Here is a 16,867-nt window from a genome sequence, read left to right on the forward strand (position 1 = left end):
ATCTCGTGCCGTATCCCGCCTTCGACTGAGATCCCGGCTTTCGCCGGGATGACGAGCGGCCTGGGGCTGAGTCAGGACTCAGCAACTCTCGTATTTCCAGTTGCGGCGCTTGCCTTCGCGCAGCCATTCGACTGCGTCGGCGACGCGCTTCGCCTTTGTCTCGGGCCGCTTTGCCTCGGCGATCCATTCGCAATATTCGCGGCGGCAGCCCGGCGGAAAGCCAGTGAAGGTCTCCGTCGCCTTCGGATCGCCGGCCAGCGCCTCGGCCAGCTCGGGCGGCACCGGGAGCTCGGGCTTCGGCGCTTTCGCGGCGCGGACGGGCTTCTGCCCCCCATCGATCCGCGCCACTGCGTCGCGCACCTGCGTCTCGAACATCTCCGCCGCGGGCAGATCGTCGAGGCTCTCGATCCGGCCATATTGGCCCATCGCCTCGCCTTCCTTGCCCGTCGCGAGCGCCTGCCGATCCCAGAAGCCGAAGCTCGCATGCGCCTTGAACGCAGCCATATTGGCCAGCGACCGGCCTTTGTAGAGGAAGGCCGGCATCGACCATTTAATCGATTCCTCCACATCGGGGCAGGCGGCGTGGACGCGCGCGCGCATCCAGCTCAGGATCGGCCGGGCGAATTCGGCCCGGCCGGCGATATAGGTGTCGACGCGCGGATCCTGCGGCATGGCGCTCCTCCCCTGATCGGCCGCGAATGCTGATCCGGCCCGGGCGCCCGGTCAAGCTTCAGGGGGCAAGCGCGGTATCGTCGCCGTCGTCGAGTTCCTCGTCCAGATCCTCCTCGTCGACATCCTCGTCGTCGAGATCGGCCTGGATCTCGTCCTCGCGCATATCGTCGTCGGCAAGGTCGGCGTCGTCATCCTCTTCGCCGATCTCGCCATCGACCATGGTCAATTCGTCTTCGCTGGCGACTGCGTCCGGGTCGTCGAGCCCGAGCGGAATGTCGGTCAGGATCGTGCCGTTGCTCGGCCCGTCCTGCGTGGCTTCGATGATTTCGGCGCCCTGCGCCTCGTCATAGCCTTCCGCGGACCAATTGTCGGTGGGATGCGGGGTAACCTGATTGCCGCCCATAGCCTGTCCTTCTGTTCCAGGGGCGACCAACGTCCCCCGTCACCCGACCGAACGGAAAGCGCGCCCTATCCGTTCCGTAAAGCGCGATACGAAGCGCTCAGCTCGGCCGAAAAAGCCGGCCCTTCTCGGCGACGGCGACTGCGACGAGGGCGAGCACACCCATTGCGAGGAAGCCGGTGTAGAGCGGCACGGTGGTGCCGTCGAACGACTGGCCGATCTGCGCGCCGATCAGCGCCCCGCCCAGAGTCGAGACGAAGCCCTGCAGGCTCGAGGCGGTTCCGGCGATCTCGCCCATCCGCTCCATCGCCATCGCCGAGAAATTCGAGGTGGCGAGGCCGAAGCTCGCCATCATCAGCGCCTGGAGGATCGCGAAGGTCCACAAGGTCTCGTGCCCCGAAAAGGCGATGGCGAGGTGGATCGCGGCGAACAGGATCAGCGCCGAAAGCGCGGTGTGCGAGATTCGCCGCGTGCCGACTCGCATCACGATCCGCGAATTGAGGAACGACCCGATCGCCATCGTGCCCGCCACCGCGGCGAACACCAAAGTGAGCAATTCGGGCCGGCCGAATACGACTTCCATGATCTGCTGCACCGATCCGATGAAGCCGAACAGCCCGCCGGAGAGCAACGCCGCGGCGATCGTATAGCCCACCGCGCCGCGATCGCGCATCACCAGCGCGTAATCGGCAGCGATCCGGCTCGGCTGCAGGCTCTGGCGAGAGCCCGGGGCGAGCGTTTCGGGCATGCGCAGCCAGAACCATGCCACCACCAGCGCCGAAACCACCGCGACGCCCCAGAAGATCATCCGCCACGATCCGCCCGCGGCGAGCACACCCTGACCGAAGGCGGGGGCGAATACCGGCGCCGCCATGAACACGATGAAGGCGAGGCTCATCACCCGCGCCATTGCGCGGCCGGCGAAGCAATCGCGGACCAAAGCCACCGTCACCACCCGCGCGCCCGCGGCCGACGCGCCCATCGCCGCGCGCGCGACCAGCAGCAGCTCGAAGCTGCCCGAGATCGCCGCCAACGCGCTGGTGAAGACATAGCTTACCAGCGCGATGACCAGCACCGGCCGCCGACCGAACCGATCCGACAAGGGGCCGTAGATCAGCTGGGCGAAGGCGAAGCCGAGCAGGAAGGCAGTGATCACGAACTGGCGGTGATTGGGCTCGGTGACGCCGAGGCTGTCGCCGATCGCCGGCAGCGCGGGGAGCATCGAATCGATCCCGAGCGCCGTCAGCGCCATCATCGCGGCGATCAGCGCGACGAATTCGCCGAACGCCAGCGGCGCGCGATTGACGGACTGGGTCGACAGATGCGGCTCGGACATGGCGGTGCCAATGGCCGATCGGTGCGCGGGCGTCACCCCCCTCGTTCCGCCCGGGCCGAACTTCAGCCGCTTGTTCGGCAGGGGTGTGCGGGTCTAACTGGACGCAACATGGAGACTCGCATGCTCGACACTCTCGCGGAGATCCCGGCGCTTTCGCTTGGGCGCCAGCAATCCGATCCCGACGGCTTCGCCGAGGAATTCGGCCGTTCCTTCCAGCGCTTCGGCTTTGCGGTGGTGCGCGATCACGGCATCCCCGACGCGCTGATCGAGCGCGCCTGGGCGATGACCAGGGCGTTCTTCGACCTGCCCGAGGAGCAGAAGCGCGGCTATTTCGTCGAGGGCGGCGGCGGCGCGCGCGGCTACACGCCGTTCAAGACCGAGATCGCCAAGGGCGCCAGCCATGTCGACCTCAAGGAATTCTGGCATGTCGGCCGCCAGCTGGCCGAGGGCCACCGTTTCGCCGCGCAGATGCCGGCGAACATCTGGCCCGATCGGCCCGAAGGCTTTCGCGAAACCTTTCTCGAGCTGTTCCAGGCGTTCGACGATGCCGGCGACAAATTGCTCTCGGCGATCGCGCGCTATCTCGGGCTGGCGCCCGACTGGTTCGACCCCGCGGTCAAGGACGGCAATTCGGTGCTGCGCCTGCTCCATTACCCCCCGGTCGCCGCCGACGCGCCCGAGGTCCGCGCCGGCGCGCACGAGGACATCAATCTGATCACCTTGCTGCTCGGCGCCGAGGAAGCCGGGCTCGAACTGCTCGACCGCGACGGCAAATGGATGGCCGTAAAGCCGCCCGAAGGCGCGATGGTGGTCAATGTCGGCGACATGCTCCAGCGGCTGACCAACCACGTATTGCCCTCGACTACGCACCGCGTGGTCAATCCGCCGCCCGAACGCCGCGGCAATTCGCGTTACTCGATGCCGTTCTTCCTTCATCCGGCGCCCGATTTCCTGATCGAGACGCTGCCGGGGTGCATCGGCGACGAACGGCCGAACCGGTATCCGGTGCCGATCAGTTCGCACGATTATCTCCACGAACGGCTCGTCGAGATCGGGCTGATCAAGAAGTAATCCTATCTTCCCCTCGGCAGGATGCCGGGGTTAGGGAGGACTTGCGGCGGACGGGGCTGGGTGCCCTTTCCGCCGCTTCCACAATCGAGGATCCCATGACCGAACCGCTTCGTATCGCACTCGCCGGCCTCGGAACCGTGGGCGCGGGAGTGATTCGCCTGCTCGATACGAATGGCGCGCTGATCGCGCGGCGCGCGGGGCGGCCGATATTGGTCACCGCGGTCTCGGCACGCGACCGGACCAAGGACCGCGGCGTCGACATCGCGCGATTCGACTGGGTCGACGATCCCGCCGAGCTGGCGCGGCATCCCGACGTCGATGTGGTGGTCGAATTGGTCGGCGGATCGGACGGTCCTGCCCTCGCCCTCGCCCGCGCGGCGCTCGGCGCGGGCAAGAGCCTCGTCACCGCCAACAAGGCGATGATCGCGCATCACGGGCTCGAGCTCGCGCGCGCCGCCGAGGCCGCCAATCTCGCGCTCAAATTCGAAGCCGCAGTCGCCGGCGGCGTGCCGGTGATCAAGGGGCTGCGCGAAGGCGCCGCCGCCAATGTCATCGCCCGCGTCTATGGCATCCTCAACGGCACCTGCAATTTCATCCTGTCGAAGATGGAGGCGGAAGGTCGCGACTTTTCGGAAATCCTTAGCGAGGCGCAAGCGCTCGGCTATGCCGAGGCCGATCCCAGCTTCGACATCGACGGCGTCGACGCCGCGCACAAATTGTCGATCCTCGCCAGCGTCGCGTTCGGCGCGCAGCCGGCGTTCGACGACGTGGCGATCACCGGTGTGCGCCACGTCCTCGCCGCCGACATCGCCGAGGCCGCGGCGCTCGGCTATCGTGTGCGCCTGCTCGGCGTCGCAGACTCAGGGGCGCACGGACTGTTCCAGCGCGTCCATCCGCATCTCGTGCCGCTCAGCCATCCGCTCGCGCATGTCGTCGGCTCGACCAACGCCGTGGTCGCCGAGGGCAATTTCGTCGGCCGGCTACTGTTCCAGGGCGCCGGCGCCGGCGACGGCCCGACCGCCAGCGCCGTAGTCGCCGATCTGATCGACATCGCCCGCGGCGAATTCGGCCCGCCTTATGCGATGCCCGCCGACGCGCTGGCAGCGCAGGAAGTGGCAGACAGCGGCGAGCGCCGCGCCCGCGCCTATGTCCGGCTGACTGTTTCCGACAAGGTCGGTGTGCTCGCCGAGATCGCCGCGGCGATGCGCGATGCCGGCGTCTCGATCGAGAGCCTGATCCAGCGCGGCGCGCAGGCCGACGGCAGCGTGCTCGTCGCGATCGTCACCCATGAGGGCCCGGAGCGCAGCGTCGCGCAGGCGCTCGAGAAATTGCGCGGCTCGCAGAGCCTCGTCGGCGAACCGATGTGGATGCACATCCTCGACGCATAAATCAGGCTCGGCGCGCGGCGTGAATCAGGGCGCGAGGTCGCGCTTGACCCATTTCGTGCCGCGACCGCCGACCGAGACGCTGACGCCGACAGAGCCGCAATGCGCCATGAAGGCGCCTTGCCCGCAATCAGGTTCGGTACGCCCGCCAACCAGCCGATCCACCCGCTGATCGGGCAGTTCCTGCCGTGACGGCGGCACGAAAGGCACCCGGTAGCGGTCCGCATCGCGCAGCGCGCAAACCACGATCTCGTCGTCGGCATCGGTATTCCGGCAGGGTACCTCTCCCGCGATCTTCGCCCGATAGGCGGCGACCGCGTCGTCGAGCGCCGGGGTTTCCTGGAGCATCAGTAACAGCGGCAACAGCATCCCGAAATCCTTACGCTTGCGACGAAGCGAGCCTGGCGCACGGTTGTGGCGAAAATGCGAATGCCCTGACAGCGCTAGCGGCCTCGACAGTGCAACATGCCCCGCCTATCGCCACCTCAGATTCTGCCAAGAGGATTTCCAGCCGATGACGACCGCCAGCCACGTTCTCGATCGTGTCCTCGTCCTCGAAATGGTGCGCGTCACCGAAGCCGCCGCGATCGCCGCGTCGAGCCTCGTCGGGCGCGGCGACGAGAAGGCGGCCGATCATGTCGCGGTCGAGGCGATGCGCGAGGCGCTCAATTCGCTCTACATGGACGGTACCGTGGTGATCGGCGAAGGCGAGCGCGACGAGGCGCCGATGCTCTATATCGGCGAGAAAGTGGGCAGCGCGATCGGCACCGGCCCCAAGATCGACATCGCGCTCGATCCGCTCGAAGGCACCACCATCTGCGCCAAGGCCGGCCCCAATGCGCTCGCGGTACTCGCCGTCGCCGAACATGGCGGTCTGCTCAACGCGCCCGACGTCTATATGGACAAGATCGCGGTCGGCCCCGGCTATCCGGAAGGCGTGATCGATCTGGCGAAGTCGCCGACCGAGAACGTCAAGGCGCTCGCCGCCGCGAAGGGCGTCGAACCCAATGAGATCATCGTCTGCGTGCTCGATCGCCCGCGCCACGAGAAGATGATCGCGGAGCTGCGCGGGATCGGCTGCGGCATCGTGCTGATCGGCGACGGCGATGTCGCCGGCGTGATCGCCACCACCAATCCCGACACCACGATCGACATGTACATGGGCTCGGGCGGCGCCCCCGAGGGCGTGCTCGCCTGCGCGGCGTTGCGCTGCGTCGGTGGCCAGTTCAAGGGCCGGCTGGTGTTCCGCAACGACGACGAGCGCGCCCGCGCGCGCAAATGGGGGATCGAGGATCTCGACAAGATCTACGACCTCACCGAACTCGCCAAGGGCGACTGCATCTTCGCCGCGACCGGCGTCACCGACGGCTCGCTGCTCGAAGGCGTCAAGCGCGTGCGCGGCAAGATGACCACCGAGAGCGTAGTGATGCGCGCGAGCTCCGGCACTGTCCGCTGGGTCAAGGGCGAGCACCGGCTCAGCTGAAGTCAACCGAAAGGCGGATAGACGGATGCTGCACCTCCAGTGCTCCTGCGAAAGCAGGAGCCCAGGGTAGCGCAGTGTCCCGTCATCCTGGGCTCCTGCTTTCGCAGGAGCACTGGAAATTCGCCTGCCTGCTGGCCCAGGCGCATCCTGCGCATCGTGGTGCAGCGCACTCTTGCTCCCCCTTCGCCAGCGCCCTACCCCTCCCACGCAGTATCCGGGAGGGCATGACATGCGTGGTTTGGCAGGTTTCGTGGCACTGGCGGCGCTTGCCGTCCCGCTCGCATCGGCATCGTCGCAAACCGCGCCACGGTCGGCACTCTCGAGCGTCCTTGATTCTGCCTTCAGCTACGAAGAAATGATGGTGCCGATGCGCGACGGCGCGAAGCTCCAGACCGTCATACTCCGCCCCAAGGGCAAGTCCGGCAAGCTGCCGATCCTGCTCCAGCGCACCCCTTATGGCGTCCCCGACAAGGCACCGTCGAGCGTGCCCGCGTCGATGCGGTTCCTGATGGAGGACGGCTATATCCTCGTCTTCCAGAACATGCGCGGCCAGTTCAAATCGGACGGCGACTTCACCATGTCGATGGCGCTCGACGCCAAGGGCAGGAACGGCGTCGACGAGGCGACTGACGCCTGGGACAGTGTCGACTGGCTGGTCAAGAACGTATCCGGCAATAACGGCAAGGTCGGGATGTGGGGCGTCTCCTATCCCGGCTATGCCTCGGCAGTGGCGCTCGCCCGGCCCCACCCGGCGCTCAAGGCAGTGAGCCCGCAGGCGGCGTGGAACGACTGGTGGATCAACGACGATCTCCACCGTTACGGCGCGATGCGGCTGTCCTACGCCACCGACTGGCTGTTCAGCCTGCAGAACAACGATTCCGGCGAGGATTTCGACTATGGCGGCAAGGCCCCGGTCGACAGCTATGACTGGTTCCTCAAGCTCGGCCCGGTCGCCAACCTCGACAAGCTCTATTTCAAGGGATCGGTGCCGCAGTTGACCGCGATGATCGAGCATCCCGACTACGACGATTTCTGGAAGCGCCAGCGCTGGACCGAGACGCTCGGTCGCACGGCGGTTCCGACGCTCCACGTCGCCGGCTTCTGGGATCAGGAGGATCCGCTTGGCACGTGGAAGATCTACGAAAAGATGGAGGCGCAGGACCCGGACGGCCTGAACATGATCGTCGCCGGCCCATGGGCGCACGGCACGTGGCATTCGCCCGGCAGCGATGTCGGCTATGTGAAGTTCGGTAAGGAAAGCGGCACGGACTTCATGCGCGACATCGAGGCGCCGTTCTTTGCGCACTGGCTCCACGGCAAGGGCGCCAAGCCGGCTTTCGAGGCGCGGATGTTCCAGAGTGGCTCGTGGGAATGGAAGTCGTACGCCAGATGGCCGGCCCCCGGCGCGACGATGACCAATCTCTATCTCCAGAGCGACGGCACGCTCTCCTTCACCGCGCCTGCCGACCCCGGCCAGTGCCGCGAATATGTTTCCGATCCGGCCAATCCGGTGCCGTTCCGCGAGCGTCCGATCTCGCGCACCTATCCGTCGCAGGAATGGCGCTGGTGGGAAGCCGCGGACCAGCGCTTCGTCGATCACCGCCCCGACGTGCTCAGCTATTCCAGCGCTCCGCTCGAGGCCGACCTCACTGTCACCGGCGAAGTCGCGGCAAAGCTGATGGCGTCGACCTCGGGCACCGACAGCGACTTCGTGGTCAAGCTGATCGACGTGCTGCCCGACGATTACGAGCCCGTCCGCGGCGCGCTCGGCGACTATCCGCGCACGATGAACGGCTATCAATTCCCGATCGCGATGGAGATCCGCCGCGGACGCTATCTCCAGAGTTTCGAGAAAGCGACGCCGCTGACGCCGAACCAGGTGGTGGCGTGGGACGTGCCGCTGCGCAGCCACGACCATGTCTTCAAGAAGGGCCACCGGATCATGGTGCAGGTCCAGTCGAGCTGGTTCCCGGTGATCGACCGCAACCCGCAGAAGTTCGTCCCCAATATCTACAAGGCGGCGCCCGAGGACTTCGTCAAGGCGACCCAGCGGGTATGCAGCGGATCGCTGGTGGCGCTGCCGGTGATCAGATAAGCACGGCGCCGAGCATCAGATACGCGGCCGGGCCGTAGGACGGGTCGACGTCGCGCGGGACATAGGCAAAGCCCTGTGCGGCCCAGTAGCGATCGGCGCCGCCCACCGCCATCAACGCGATATCGGAGAATCCGAGCGCGCGGGCCTGCGCCTTGACGAAGTCCAGCGCCGCCTTGCCCGCGCCGGTCCCGCGCGCGGCGGGCAGCAAGGCGAGGTCGTGGAGATAGTAGCTGTCGGCATCGGGCGGGATCGCGCCGAGCAATGCGCCGAGCTTCGGCGGATTCTCACGATGCCAAGGATGACTGATCAGATAGCCGACGACCCCGCCGGTACGCTCCAGCACGCGGCAGCCGGCGGGATAGAGCGCCAGCCGTTCGGCATAGATCGCGACCGGTTCGGTGAAACGCCCGTGCACCGCATCCGAGATCGACGATACCGTAGCGAGATCCCCCGCCGACATCTGCCGCCATCGATATTCTTGTTCGTCTGCCACGGCTCCCGTCAGCCGGCGGGGCGCCGTTTGGCGGTTTCCTTGAACAGCGCGACCGCATTGTCGGCGCTCGCTTTGGCGCCCGCGACCGATACCTTGACGAATTCCTTGCCGAGTATCGCGCCGGCGACCCAGCCGCCCAACTCGGGAGCGGCATAGCCCTTCTCACCCAACTCGGGCATGTCGCGGAAGCCGTCGGCCAGCTTCGGGACTTCGGCGTAATTGGAGGGCACCGCGACGACCATCACGTCGCCTTCGCCGTCCTTGGCCGTCCACTGGCATCCCAGCCCGCCCCCGGCGTTCGCGCCGGCGTTGAGCGGCTCGCCGGCATAGGCTTCGAGTTCGGCGGGGGTGAACAGCTTGCACACCGGATTGTCCGCCGCCGATCCCTTGGCGTCGCCGGTAAGGGCATCGGCGGTCTTCTGCGCGTCCTGTGGCACATTGCCGCCGCCGCACGCCGTCAAGGTCAGGAGCAAGGTTACCGGTAGCGTATGTCGCATCGCTCGTCCTCCGCTGATCCCCCGACCATACAGACTTGCCGGCGCTGCGCCAGTTTCCCTAGTTCTTCAGCCGATACCCGGTGCGGAAGATCGCCACGATCAGGCCGAGGCACAGCAACAGGAACAGCCCGGTGACGCCGAGGCTCCACCACACGCTGACATCGCCCTGGCCGAAGAAGCTCCAGCGGAAGCCGCTGACCAGATAGACGACCGGGTTGAACAGGCTCACCGTCCGCCACGGCTCTGGCAGCATGTCGATCGAGTAGAAGGCGCCGCCGAGAAAGGTCAACGGCGTCACCAGCAGCGCCGGCACGACGTTCAATTGCTCGAAGCCCTTGGCCCAGATGCCGATGATGAAACCGAACATGCTGAACGTGACCGAAGTCAGCACGAGGAATGCCAGCATCGCCGCGGGGTGATCGATCCGGAGCGGCACGAAGAATGCCGAAGTGATCAAGATGATCAATCCGATGACGATCGACTTGGTCGCCGCCGCGCCGACGAACCCGATCACCATCTCGACTGCCGAGATCGGCGCCGACAGCAATTCGAACATGGTGCCGGTGAATTTGGGGAAATAGATGCCGATCGAGGCATTGGCGATGCTCTGGGTGAGCAGCGAGAGCATGATCAGCCCGGGAACGAGGAAGCTGCCATAATTGACGTTGCCGATCGTATCGATCCGGCTGCCGATCGCCCCGCCGAAGACGATGAAGTATAGCGAGGTGGTGATCACCGGCGTGACCACGCTCTGCCACAGGGTGCGCAGAGTGCGCGCCATCTCGAACTTGTAGATCGCCCAGATGCCGTGGAAATTGACGCCGGTCATGCCACGGCTCCTTCGTTCGACGCTTCCTTGTGCTCGACCAGATCGACGAAGATGTCCTCGAGGCTCGACTTGCTGGTGTCGAGGTCCTTGAAGGCGATCCCCAGATCGGCGAGCTTGCGCAGCAGCGACGGGATGCCGGTGCGTTCGGCCTGCGCGTCGAACACGTAGCGCAGGCGATGCCCCTCATCCTCGAGGCTGAGATGCCATTCGTCGAGATCGGCGGGGATCGCAGTCATCGGATCGACCAAAGCGATGTCCATCTCGCGCTTGCCGAGCTTCTTCATCAGCGCGGCCTTTTCCTCGACCAGCAGCAATTGCCCCTTGTTGATCACGCCCACTCGATCGGCCATTTCCTCGGCCTCCTCGATATAATGGGTGGTCAGGATGATCGTCGTGCCTTGCTCGCGCAGCTTCCCGATCATCTTCCACATGTCGCGGCGAAGCGAGACGTCGACGCCCGCGGTGGGCTCGTCGAGGAACAGGATCTCGGGCTGGTGGCTGAGTGCCTTGGCGATCATCACCCGGCGCTTCATGCCGCCCGACAATTCCATGACCTTGGCGTCGCGCTTGTCCCACAAGGACAGATCCTTGAGCACCTGATCGAGATACGCCTGATCGGGCTTCTTGCCGAACAGCCCGCGCGAGAAGCGCATCGTCGAGGCGACGCTCGAGAACATGTCGACTGCGATTTCCTGCGGCACCAGCCCGATTCGGCTGCGCGCCTCGCGCGGGTGGCGGATCGCGTCGTGCCCGTCGACCATGATCGTCCCCGTGCTGGGCGTGACGATCCCGCAGATGATGCTGATCAAGGTGGTCTTGCCCGCGCCATTGGGGCCGAGCAGCGCGAAGATCTCGCCGCGGCGGATCTCCAGATCGACATGGTCGAGCGCCTTATGGCCCGAGCCATAGGTCTTGCTGACCTGGGAAACCGACAGAATGGATTGCATGGGGGACCCCGGACCGGAACGGATCCGTTACGTAGGGTTGGCCTCGAGATGCGGCAACCCGGGGGCGATTATTTCCCCGCCCGCGCCTCGGCGACGGCCGCCGCCAGCCCGGCATAATCGCGCGCGCCGTAGAGCAATTTGCCGCCGACCACCCAGCTGGGGGTTCCGGTCATCGCCAGCTGTTCGCCGAGCTTGTGGTTGGCGGCGATCTCCTGCTCGACGGGCTTCGACTGGCTGGCTTTGGTCGCCAGCGCCTTGTCGAGCCCGGCCTTTTCGGCGGCCGCCGCGATGTTCTCCGCATTGGGCGATCCCGCGGCGTACAGCGCGTCGTGGAAGGCGCGGAACTTGCCTTGCTCCGCCGCGGCCAGCGCGAGGCGCGCGGCGACCATGCTCTCGGGGCCGAGCACCGGTAATTCGCGATAGACCACGCGGACGTTCGGATCCTTCGCCAGCAATTCCTCGATCCCGGGCAGGCTGGCGCGGCAATAGCCGCAGGCATAGTCCATGAACGCGACCACGGTGACGTCGCCGTTCGGATTGCCCGCCCAGGCGCCGGCATAGGGCTTTTGCAGCTGGGCGAGGTGCTGCGGAACTACCGCTTGCGCGCCCTGCTGGGCCTTTTCGTAGCGCGCCGATTCGCGCGCCTGGAGCCGCTCCATCGCCTCGGGCAATATTTCGGGATGCTCGAGCAGATAGCCGCGGATCGCCGGCCCGGCGAGCCCGGGCATCCAGCTCAGCAGCAGCGCGAATGCGCCCGCGCCGAGCAAGGCGGACACCAGCATCGCGCCGGCGAGCGCCAGCGGGCTGCGCAACAGTTTGTCGGTCATCGCCGCCGCCGCTTTTCTTCGTCCATCGCGGTCTGTGCGACCATCGCGATGTCCTGCGCGCGGATCCAGTCGGTCGAACCCTGCGGCAGGTTGCCCATCGCCGCGCGCGCACTCATCAGCGCGGTGCGCATATCGCCCATCAGATGCGCGCGCTCGGCCGTCGCCAGCGCAGTGCGCGGCTCGTCGCCCTTGCGTTCATAGACCGTGCCGAGCTGCATCCACGCGAACGGGTTTTCCTTGTCGCGCGCGACTGCGGTGCGCAGGACCGACTCGGCTTCGGCAAGGTTCGCCTTGTCCTCGGTGGCGAGCAAGGCATGGCCGAAGGTCGCGGCGATCAGCGGCTGATTGTTCGAGCGGCGCGTGGCCTCGCGCAGGGCGCCGAGCGCCTCTGCCGGCTTGCCCGATTCGAGCAGGATCTGCCCTTCGAGCTCGAGGAAATAGGGATCGTCGGGCGCGGTCTTGACCAGCGCCGCGGTCTCCGCCGCCGCCTGATCGGGATAGCCCGATTTGTGATAGGCATAAGCCCGCGCATAATGCGCCGGAGCCGACTGATCGCTCGCCGGATAGCGCCGCAAGGTCGTCTCGGGCTCGGCTACATAGCCGCGCAATTTGGCCTGGACCCGCTTGAAGCGCCGTTCGATGCCGGCATCGAGCGGCTTGTTCCATGACGGCGCGGCTTGCAGGTCGGTCCTCAGCGTCTCGACGCGATCTGCCGACATCGGATGGGTCTGGGCGAAGGGATCGACCTCGGGATTATTCTCGGTCGCGTAATAGCCATAGCGATGCATCTGCGCAGTCAGCTTGTCGAAGAAGCTGAGCATGCCCTTGCCGCTGATGCCCGCGCCCTTGATGAAGCGCACGCCCGCCGCATCGGCCGAGGATTCCTGCACCCGGCTGAACGCGAGATATTTGCCGATCGCGGCGCGCTGGCCCATCATCAGGATGCCGGTGCCCGCCTCGCCCGCGCCCGCCGCCATCGCGGCGGCACCGAGCAACAGGCTGAGGATCGAGATGTTGGTGTAGCCGCCGTCGTTCTGGAACACGGCATGGCCGCCGACGATGTGGCCGATCTCGTGCGCAATCACGCCCTGGACTTCGTTGGCGGTGTCGGCGGCGTCGAGCAGCCCCGAATGGATATAGACGATCTGCCCGCCCGCGACGAAGGCGTTGATCGACTGATCATTGACCAGCACCACCCGGACATTGGCAGGTGAAAGCCCCGCCGCGATGATGATCGGGCGCGACATGTCGGCGAGCAGAGCCTCGGTCTCGGCATCGCGCAGGATCGATTGCGCCGTGGCGGGCTGGACCCAGAGCAGCAGAGCTGCCGAGAGCAGGGCGAGGATGCGCTTCATGGCTGTCCGTATCTCCCCATTTCCACCCGCGATCAATGGCATTGGCCGTGCGTGCGCACCGATGAACCGCTGGTGAAGTCTCCGCTCATATGACAATGTTGCACCATGCGCCGAACCCCTCCCTTATCCGTCGGGCTTTTCGTGTGGCGTAGGGTGATGACCGAACCGAAAACCCGATCCGACAAGTTCAAGGAACTCGCCCGCGAAGTGGAGGCCGATGAGGACGAAGCGCGTGGGGATGAGCGGCTAATGAAGGTGGCGAAGCACAAGCCCGCGCCGGAGAAGCCGGATTGAAAGGGTGCCTGAGCATTGGAGTCGCTATCACTATTTTGGTAGCGGTCGGAGTCTACTGCGCGTTTCCGCACCCGACCTATGATCAGGCGACTTTGAAGGCCGTAAGAGCCGAATCTCAAATCTTGATGGCATCTAAGCGGACCTATGTTGGCCCGGCCCTTCCGGAAAGTCAGTGGCCGCCCGCCATCGCGGGCCTCCATCCCGAAATCATATTCGTCCGTCCGGATAGCATCGACATAGTAACGAAGCCATTTTTTGATGGCGGCTGGGGGTATCATGTTTCACGAAACGAGCGCGACTGGCCAGAGCCTGCGGGACGGTATTCGAAACTAGATCAAGGCGTTTATTGGTTTCATCCGTACTGACCACGTATTTGCAAACTATATAATCGCCAAAGAAAAAGGGCGCCGGCTCCATCGAACCGACGCCCCCTTTTTCAGGCCTTGAACGCGATCAGGCGCCGAAGGTCCGCTGCCACCAGCCGCGGCGCGGACCGCCGTCCGGAGCGGTGTCGTCGTCGGCATCGCTTCCCTCGGGCGGCGCGAGATCCTGCGCTACCGGTTCGGCTTCGGCCGGTGCTTCCGCCGCAACCTCGGCAGGTGCGGCATCGGCCTTCTTGCGACGGCTGCGCTTGGGCTTTTCGGCGGGCGCTTCCGCGACAACCGGCTCGAGAGCCGCAGCCTCGGCCGGCGCCGGTTCGGCATCGGCCTTCTTGCGACGCGACCGCTTCGGTGCGGGCGCAGTGGCCGGCTCCTTGGCTGCCGGAGCTTCCGGCGCCGCTTCTACAGCGGGTTCAGCGGCTGCAGCCGGCGCTTCGGCATCGGCCTTCTTGCGGCGCGAGCGCTTGGGCTTGGCCGGCGCCTCGACTTCGGCTGCAGGTTCGGCTTCCAGCGCAGCGACGTCGCTTGCGGGTTCCGCTGCCTCGGCCACGTCCGCCGCGTCGGCGACCGCTTCATCAGCATGGCCCGGGCCGCGACGGCCGCCGCGGCGACCGCGCCGGCGCCGCTTGCGGGCGGCCTCGCCTTCTTCGCCGCCGTCATGGTCGACGCGCTCGGCAGTCTCGGTCGCGGCGTTCGCGGGGGACTCATCGCCCTCGTCTTCGCGGTCGTCTTCGCCGCTCTCGTTCTCGCCGGCCTCCTGCTCACCATTCTCGCCCTCGCGACCGCGCCGGCCACGACCGCGCCGGCGACGGCGACGCTTGCCGCGGCCTTCGCCCTCGGCTTCGTCGCGCTCGCGCGCTTCGCGGGGCGGGCGAGCGGCACGGGGCGCTTCGGCTTCGGCCTCGGTCTCTTCCTCGATCTCCTCTTCGTCGACCTCCTCGACATAATCGTCTTCGGGCTCTTCGATCAGGCGCTCGATCTTGGGCGCGTGCGCCGGCGGCGGGCCGCCGGCTTCAACCGACATGCGCGCGCCTTCGACATCGCCGTCCGACACGACTTCGATGAGGACGCCATAGCGATCCTCGATCTCGGCGAGTTCGGCGCGCTTGCGGTTGAGCAGATAGAAGGCCGCTTCCTGGCTGGCGCGCAGCGTGATCTGCGAGCCGCGGCCGCGGGCGGCCTCGTCCTCGATCAGACGCAGCGCCGACAGGCCTGCCGACGAAGCGGTGCGGACGAGCCCGGTGCCTTCGCAATGCGGGCACTGGCGAGTCGATGCCTCGAGCACGCCGGTGCGCAGGCGCTGGCGGCTCATCTCCATCAGGCCGAACGCCGAAATGCGGCCGACCTGGATGCGGGCGCGATCGTTCTTGAGCGCCTCCTTCATCGCCTTCTCGACCTTACGGACGTTCGATCCGTGATCCATGTCGATGAAGTCGATGACGACGAGGCCGGCCATGTCGCGCAGCCGGAGCTGGCGCGCGATTTCCTGCGCGGCCTCGAGGTTGGTCTGGGTCGCGGTCTGCTCGATATTGTGCTCGCGAGTCGAACGGCCCGAGTTGATGTCGATCGAGACCAGAGCCTCGGTCGGGTTGATCACCAGATAGCCGCCCGACTTCAGCTGGACGACGGGATTGTACATCGCCGAGAGCTGGTCCTCGACTCCGGCGCGCTGAAACAGCGGCACCGCATCGGCATATTGCTTCACCTTCTTGGCGTGGCTCGGCATCAGGAGCTTCATGAAGTCCTTGGCCTGGCGATAGCCATCCTCGCCCTCGACGATGACTTCGTCGATATCCTTGTTGTAGATATCGCGGATCGCGCGCTTGAGCAGGTCGCTGTCGCCATAGACCAGGGCCGGCGCCGACGACTGGAGCGTCGTCTCGCGGATCCCGTCCCACAGCCGCGCGAGATAGTCGAAATCGCGCTTGATCTCGGTCTTGGTGCGCTGGAGTCCCGCGGTGCGGACGATGCAGCCCATCGACGGCGGCAGCTTGAGGTCCGACATGATCGTCTTGAGGCGCTTGCGATCGGCGGCCGAGCTGATCTTGCGCGAGATGCCACCGCCATGCGCGGTGTTTGGCATCAGCACGCAATAGCGGCCGGCGAGGCTCAGATAGGTGGTCAGCGCCGCGCCCTTGTTGCCGCGCTCTTCCTTGACGACCTGGACGAGCAGCACCTGACGGCGACGGATCACGTCCTGGATCTTGTAGCGACGGCGCAGATTCATCCGGCGCTGGCGCAGCGCCTCGGCCTCGTCGTCCTTGCCGCCGCGTCCGCGACGACGACCACCGCCGCCACCACGAGCGCCGCGGTCATGACCTTCGCCGCCCTCATGCTCCGACGCCTCGGAATCTTCCTCATGCTCGTCGTCGTCATGCGGACGCTCGAGAACCTCTACGCCGTCCTCGCCGTCGAGATGCTCGTCGTCGTCCGAATCATCCTGCGCACGCAGCGCGGCTTCCTCGGCGGCGTGCTCGGCCTCCTCGCGCAGCAGCGCTTCGCGGTCTTCCTTCGGGATCTGATAGTAATCGGGGTGGATCTCGCTGAAAGCGAGGAAGCCGTGGCGGTTGCCGCCGTAATCGACGAACGCCGCCTGAAGCGACGGTTCGACCCGGGTAACCTTGGCTAGATAGATATTTCCCTTGAGCTGCTTGCGCTCGGCGGACTCGAAATCAAATTCCTCGATCCGGTTCCCTTTGACGACGGCCACCCGGGTCTCTTCCCGGTGGCGTGCGTCGATCAGCATACGCATGGTCATTTATTATTCTCCGGGCGCGCCGGCCTGGACCCCTGAAGGCGGTAA

General features: G+C 66.1%; 16 protein-coding genes. 5 read left to right on the plus strand and 11 right to left on the minus strand.

Going from position 1 to position 16,867, the window contains the following annotated elements:
* Positions 1 to 78: 78 nt before the first annotated feature.
* The 3 genes from CVN68_RS12700 to CVN68_RS12710 all read right to left on the minus strand — a co-directional run bounded on the left by CVN68_RS12700 (position 79) and on the right by CVN68_RS12710 (position 2,408).
* Complete coding sequence (locus CVN68_RS12700) at positions 79 to 672, minus strand: YdeI/OmpD-associated family protein (protein ID WP_100282533.1); 594 nt, start codon at positions 670 to 672, stop codon at positions 79 to 81.
* A 58-nt stretch (positions 673 to 730) separates the two neighbouring features.
* Positions 731 to 1,075 carry a DNA primase gene (locus CVN68_RS12705; protein ID WP_100282534.1) on the minus strand — a complete coding sequence of 115 codons (345 nt, stop codon included), beginning with the start codon at positions 1,073 to 1,075 and terminating at the stop codon, positions 731 to 733.
* 97 nt (positions 1,076 to 1,172) lie between these two features.
* Positions 1,173 to 2,408, minus strand: coding sequence for a multidrug effflux MFS transporter (locus CVN68_RS12710; RefSeq protein ID WP_100282535.1), 1,236 nt, complete (start codon positions 2,406 to 2,408; stop codon positions 1,173 to 1,175).
* Between the two features lie 120 nt (positions 2,409 to 2,528).
* Here CVN68_RS12710 and CVN68_RS12715 point away from each other — a divergent pair, with 120 nt between their 5' ends.
* Both CVN68_RS12715 and CVN68_RS12720 read left to right on the plus strand, forming a co-directional pair.
* The gene (locus CVN68_RS12715; protein ID WP_100284385.1) at positions 2,529 to 3,479 is read left to right on the plus strand and encodes an isopenicillin N synthase family dioxygenase; all 951 of its coding nucleotides are present in this window, start codon (positions 2,529 to 2,531) and stop codon (positions 3,477 to 3,479) included.
* A 95-nt stretch (positions 3,480 to 3,574) separates the two neighbouring features.
* Complete coding sequence (locus tag CVN68_RS12720; protein ID WP_100282536.1) at positions 3,575 to 4,867, plus strand: homoserine dehydrogenase; 1,293 nt, start codon at positions 3,575 to 3,577, stop codon at positions 4,865 to 4,867.
* Between the two features lie 24 nt (positions 4,868 to 4,891).
* Here CVN68_RS12720 and CVN68_RS12725 read toward each other — a convergent pair whose 3' ends face one another.
* A complete protein-coding gene (locus CVN68_RS12725; RefSeq protein ID WP_100282537.1) occupies positions 4,892 to 5,233 on the minus strand; it encodes a hypothetical protein in 342 nt (113 codons plus the stop codon).
* Positions 5,234 to 5,378: 145 nt separating this feature from the next.
* Here CVN68_RS12725 and glpX point away from each other — a divergent pair, with 145 nt between their 5' ends.
* Complete coding sequence (gene glpX / locus CVN68_RS12730) at positions 5,379 to 6,347, plus strand: class II fructose-bisphosphatase (RefSeq protein WP_100282538.1); 969 nt, start codon at positions 5,379 to 5,381, stop codon at positions 6,345 to 6,347.
* 229 nt (positions 6,348 to 6,576) lie between these two features.
* The gene (locus tag CVN68_RS12735; RefSeq protein WP_100282539.1) at positions 6,577 to 8,442 is read left to right on the plus strand and encodes a CocE/NonD family hydrolase; all 1,866 of its coding nucleotides are present in this window, start codon (positions 6,577 to 6,579) and stop codon (positions 8,440 to 8,442) included.
* Here CVN68_RS12735 and CVN68_RS12740 read toward each other — a convergent pair.
* The 6 genes from CVN68_RS12740 to CVN68_RS12765 form a co-directional block, all read right to left on the minus strand.
* Positions 8,435 to 8,935: a GNAT family N-acetyltransferase gene (locus tag CVN68_RS12740; RefSeq protein ID WP_233503334.1), complete on the minus strand. Its 501-nt coding sequence runs from the start codon at positions 8,933 to 8,935 to the stop codon at positions 8,435 to 8,437. The genes CVN68_RS12735 and CVN68_RS12740 overlap by 8 nt on opposite strands.
* Before the next feature lie 8 nt (positions 8,936 to 8,943).
* Positions 8,944 to 9,432: a hypothetical protein gene (locus CVN68_RS12745; RefSeq protein WP_158298876.1), complete on the minus strand. Its 489-nt coding sequence runs from the start codon at positions 9,430 to 9,432 to the stop codon at positions 8,944 to 8,946.
* Between the two features lie 58 nt (positions 9,433 to 9,490).
* Positions 9,491 to 10,261, minus strand: coding sequence for an ABC transporter permease (locus CVN68_RS12750; RefSeq protein WP_100282542.1), 771 nt, complete (start codon positions 10,259 to 10,261; stop codon positions 9,491 to 9,493).
* On the minus strand, positions 10,258 to 11,208 hold the full coding sequence (locus tag CVN68_RS12755; protein WP_100282543.1) for an ABC transporter ATP-binding protein: 951 nt from the start codon (positions 11,206 to 11,208) through the stop codon (positions 10,258 to 10,260). Before CVN68_RS12755 ends, CVN68_RS12750 begins: the two co-directional genes overlap by 4 nt.
* A 68-nt stretch (positions 11,209 to 11,276) precedes the next feature.
* Positions 11,277 to 12,035, minus strand: coding sequence for a DsbA family protein (locus CVN68_RS12760; protein WP_100282544.1), 759 nt, complete (start codon positions 12,033 to 12,035; stop codon positions 11,277 to 11,279).
* The gene (locus CVN68_RS12765) at positions 12,032 to 13,390 is read right to left on the minus strand and encodes a M48 family metalloprotease (RefSeq protein ID WP_100282545.1); all 1,359 of its coding nucleotides are present in this window, start codon (positions 13,388 to 13,390) and stop codon (positions 12,032 to 12,034) included. The genes CVN68_RS12760 and CVN68_RS12765 overlap by 4 nt, the downstream gene beginning before the upstream one ends.
* Positions 13,391 to 13,546: 156 nt before the next feature.
* On the opposite strand from CVN68_RS12765, the gene CVN68_RS23675 reads away from it, so the two are divergent.
* Complete coding sequence (locus tag CVN68_RS23675) at positions 13,547 to 13,684, plus strand: hypothetical protein (protein WP_199560080.1); 138 nt, start codon at positions 13,547 to 13,549, stop codon at positions 13,682 to 13,684.
* 453 nt (positions 13,685 to 14,137) lie between these two features.
* Here CVN68_RS23675 and CVN68_RS12770 read toward each other — a convergent pair whose 3' ends face one another.
* Positions 14,138 to 16,810 (minus strand): Rne/Rng family ribonuclease, encoded by a 2,673-nt coding sequence (locus CVN68_RS12770; protein WP_100284386.1) that lies wholly within the window; start codon positions 16,808 to 16,810, stop codon positions 14,138 to 14,140.
* Positions 16,811 to 16,867 lie beyond the last annotated feature (57 nt).

Origin of the sequence: Sphingomonas psychrotolerans, from assembly GCF_002796605.1 — a bacterium.
Lineage (GTDB): Bacteria > Pseudomonadota > Alphaproteobacteria > Sphingomonadales > Sphingomonadaceae > Sphingomonas > Sphingomonas psychrotolerans.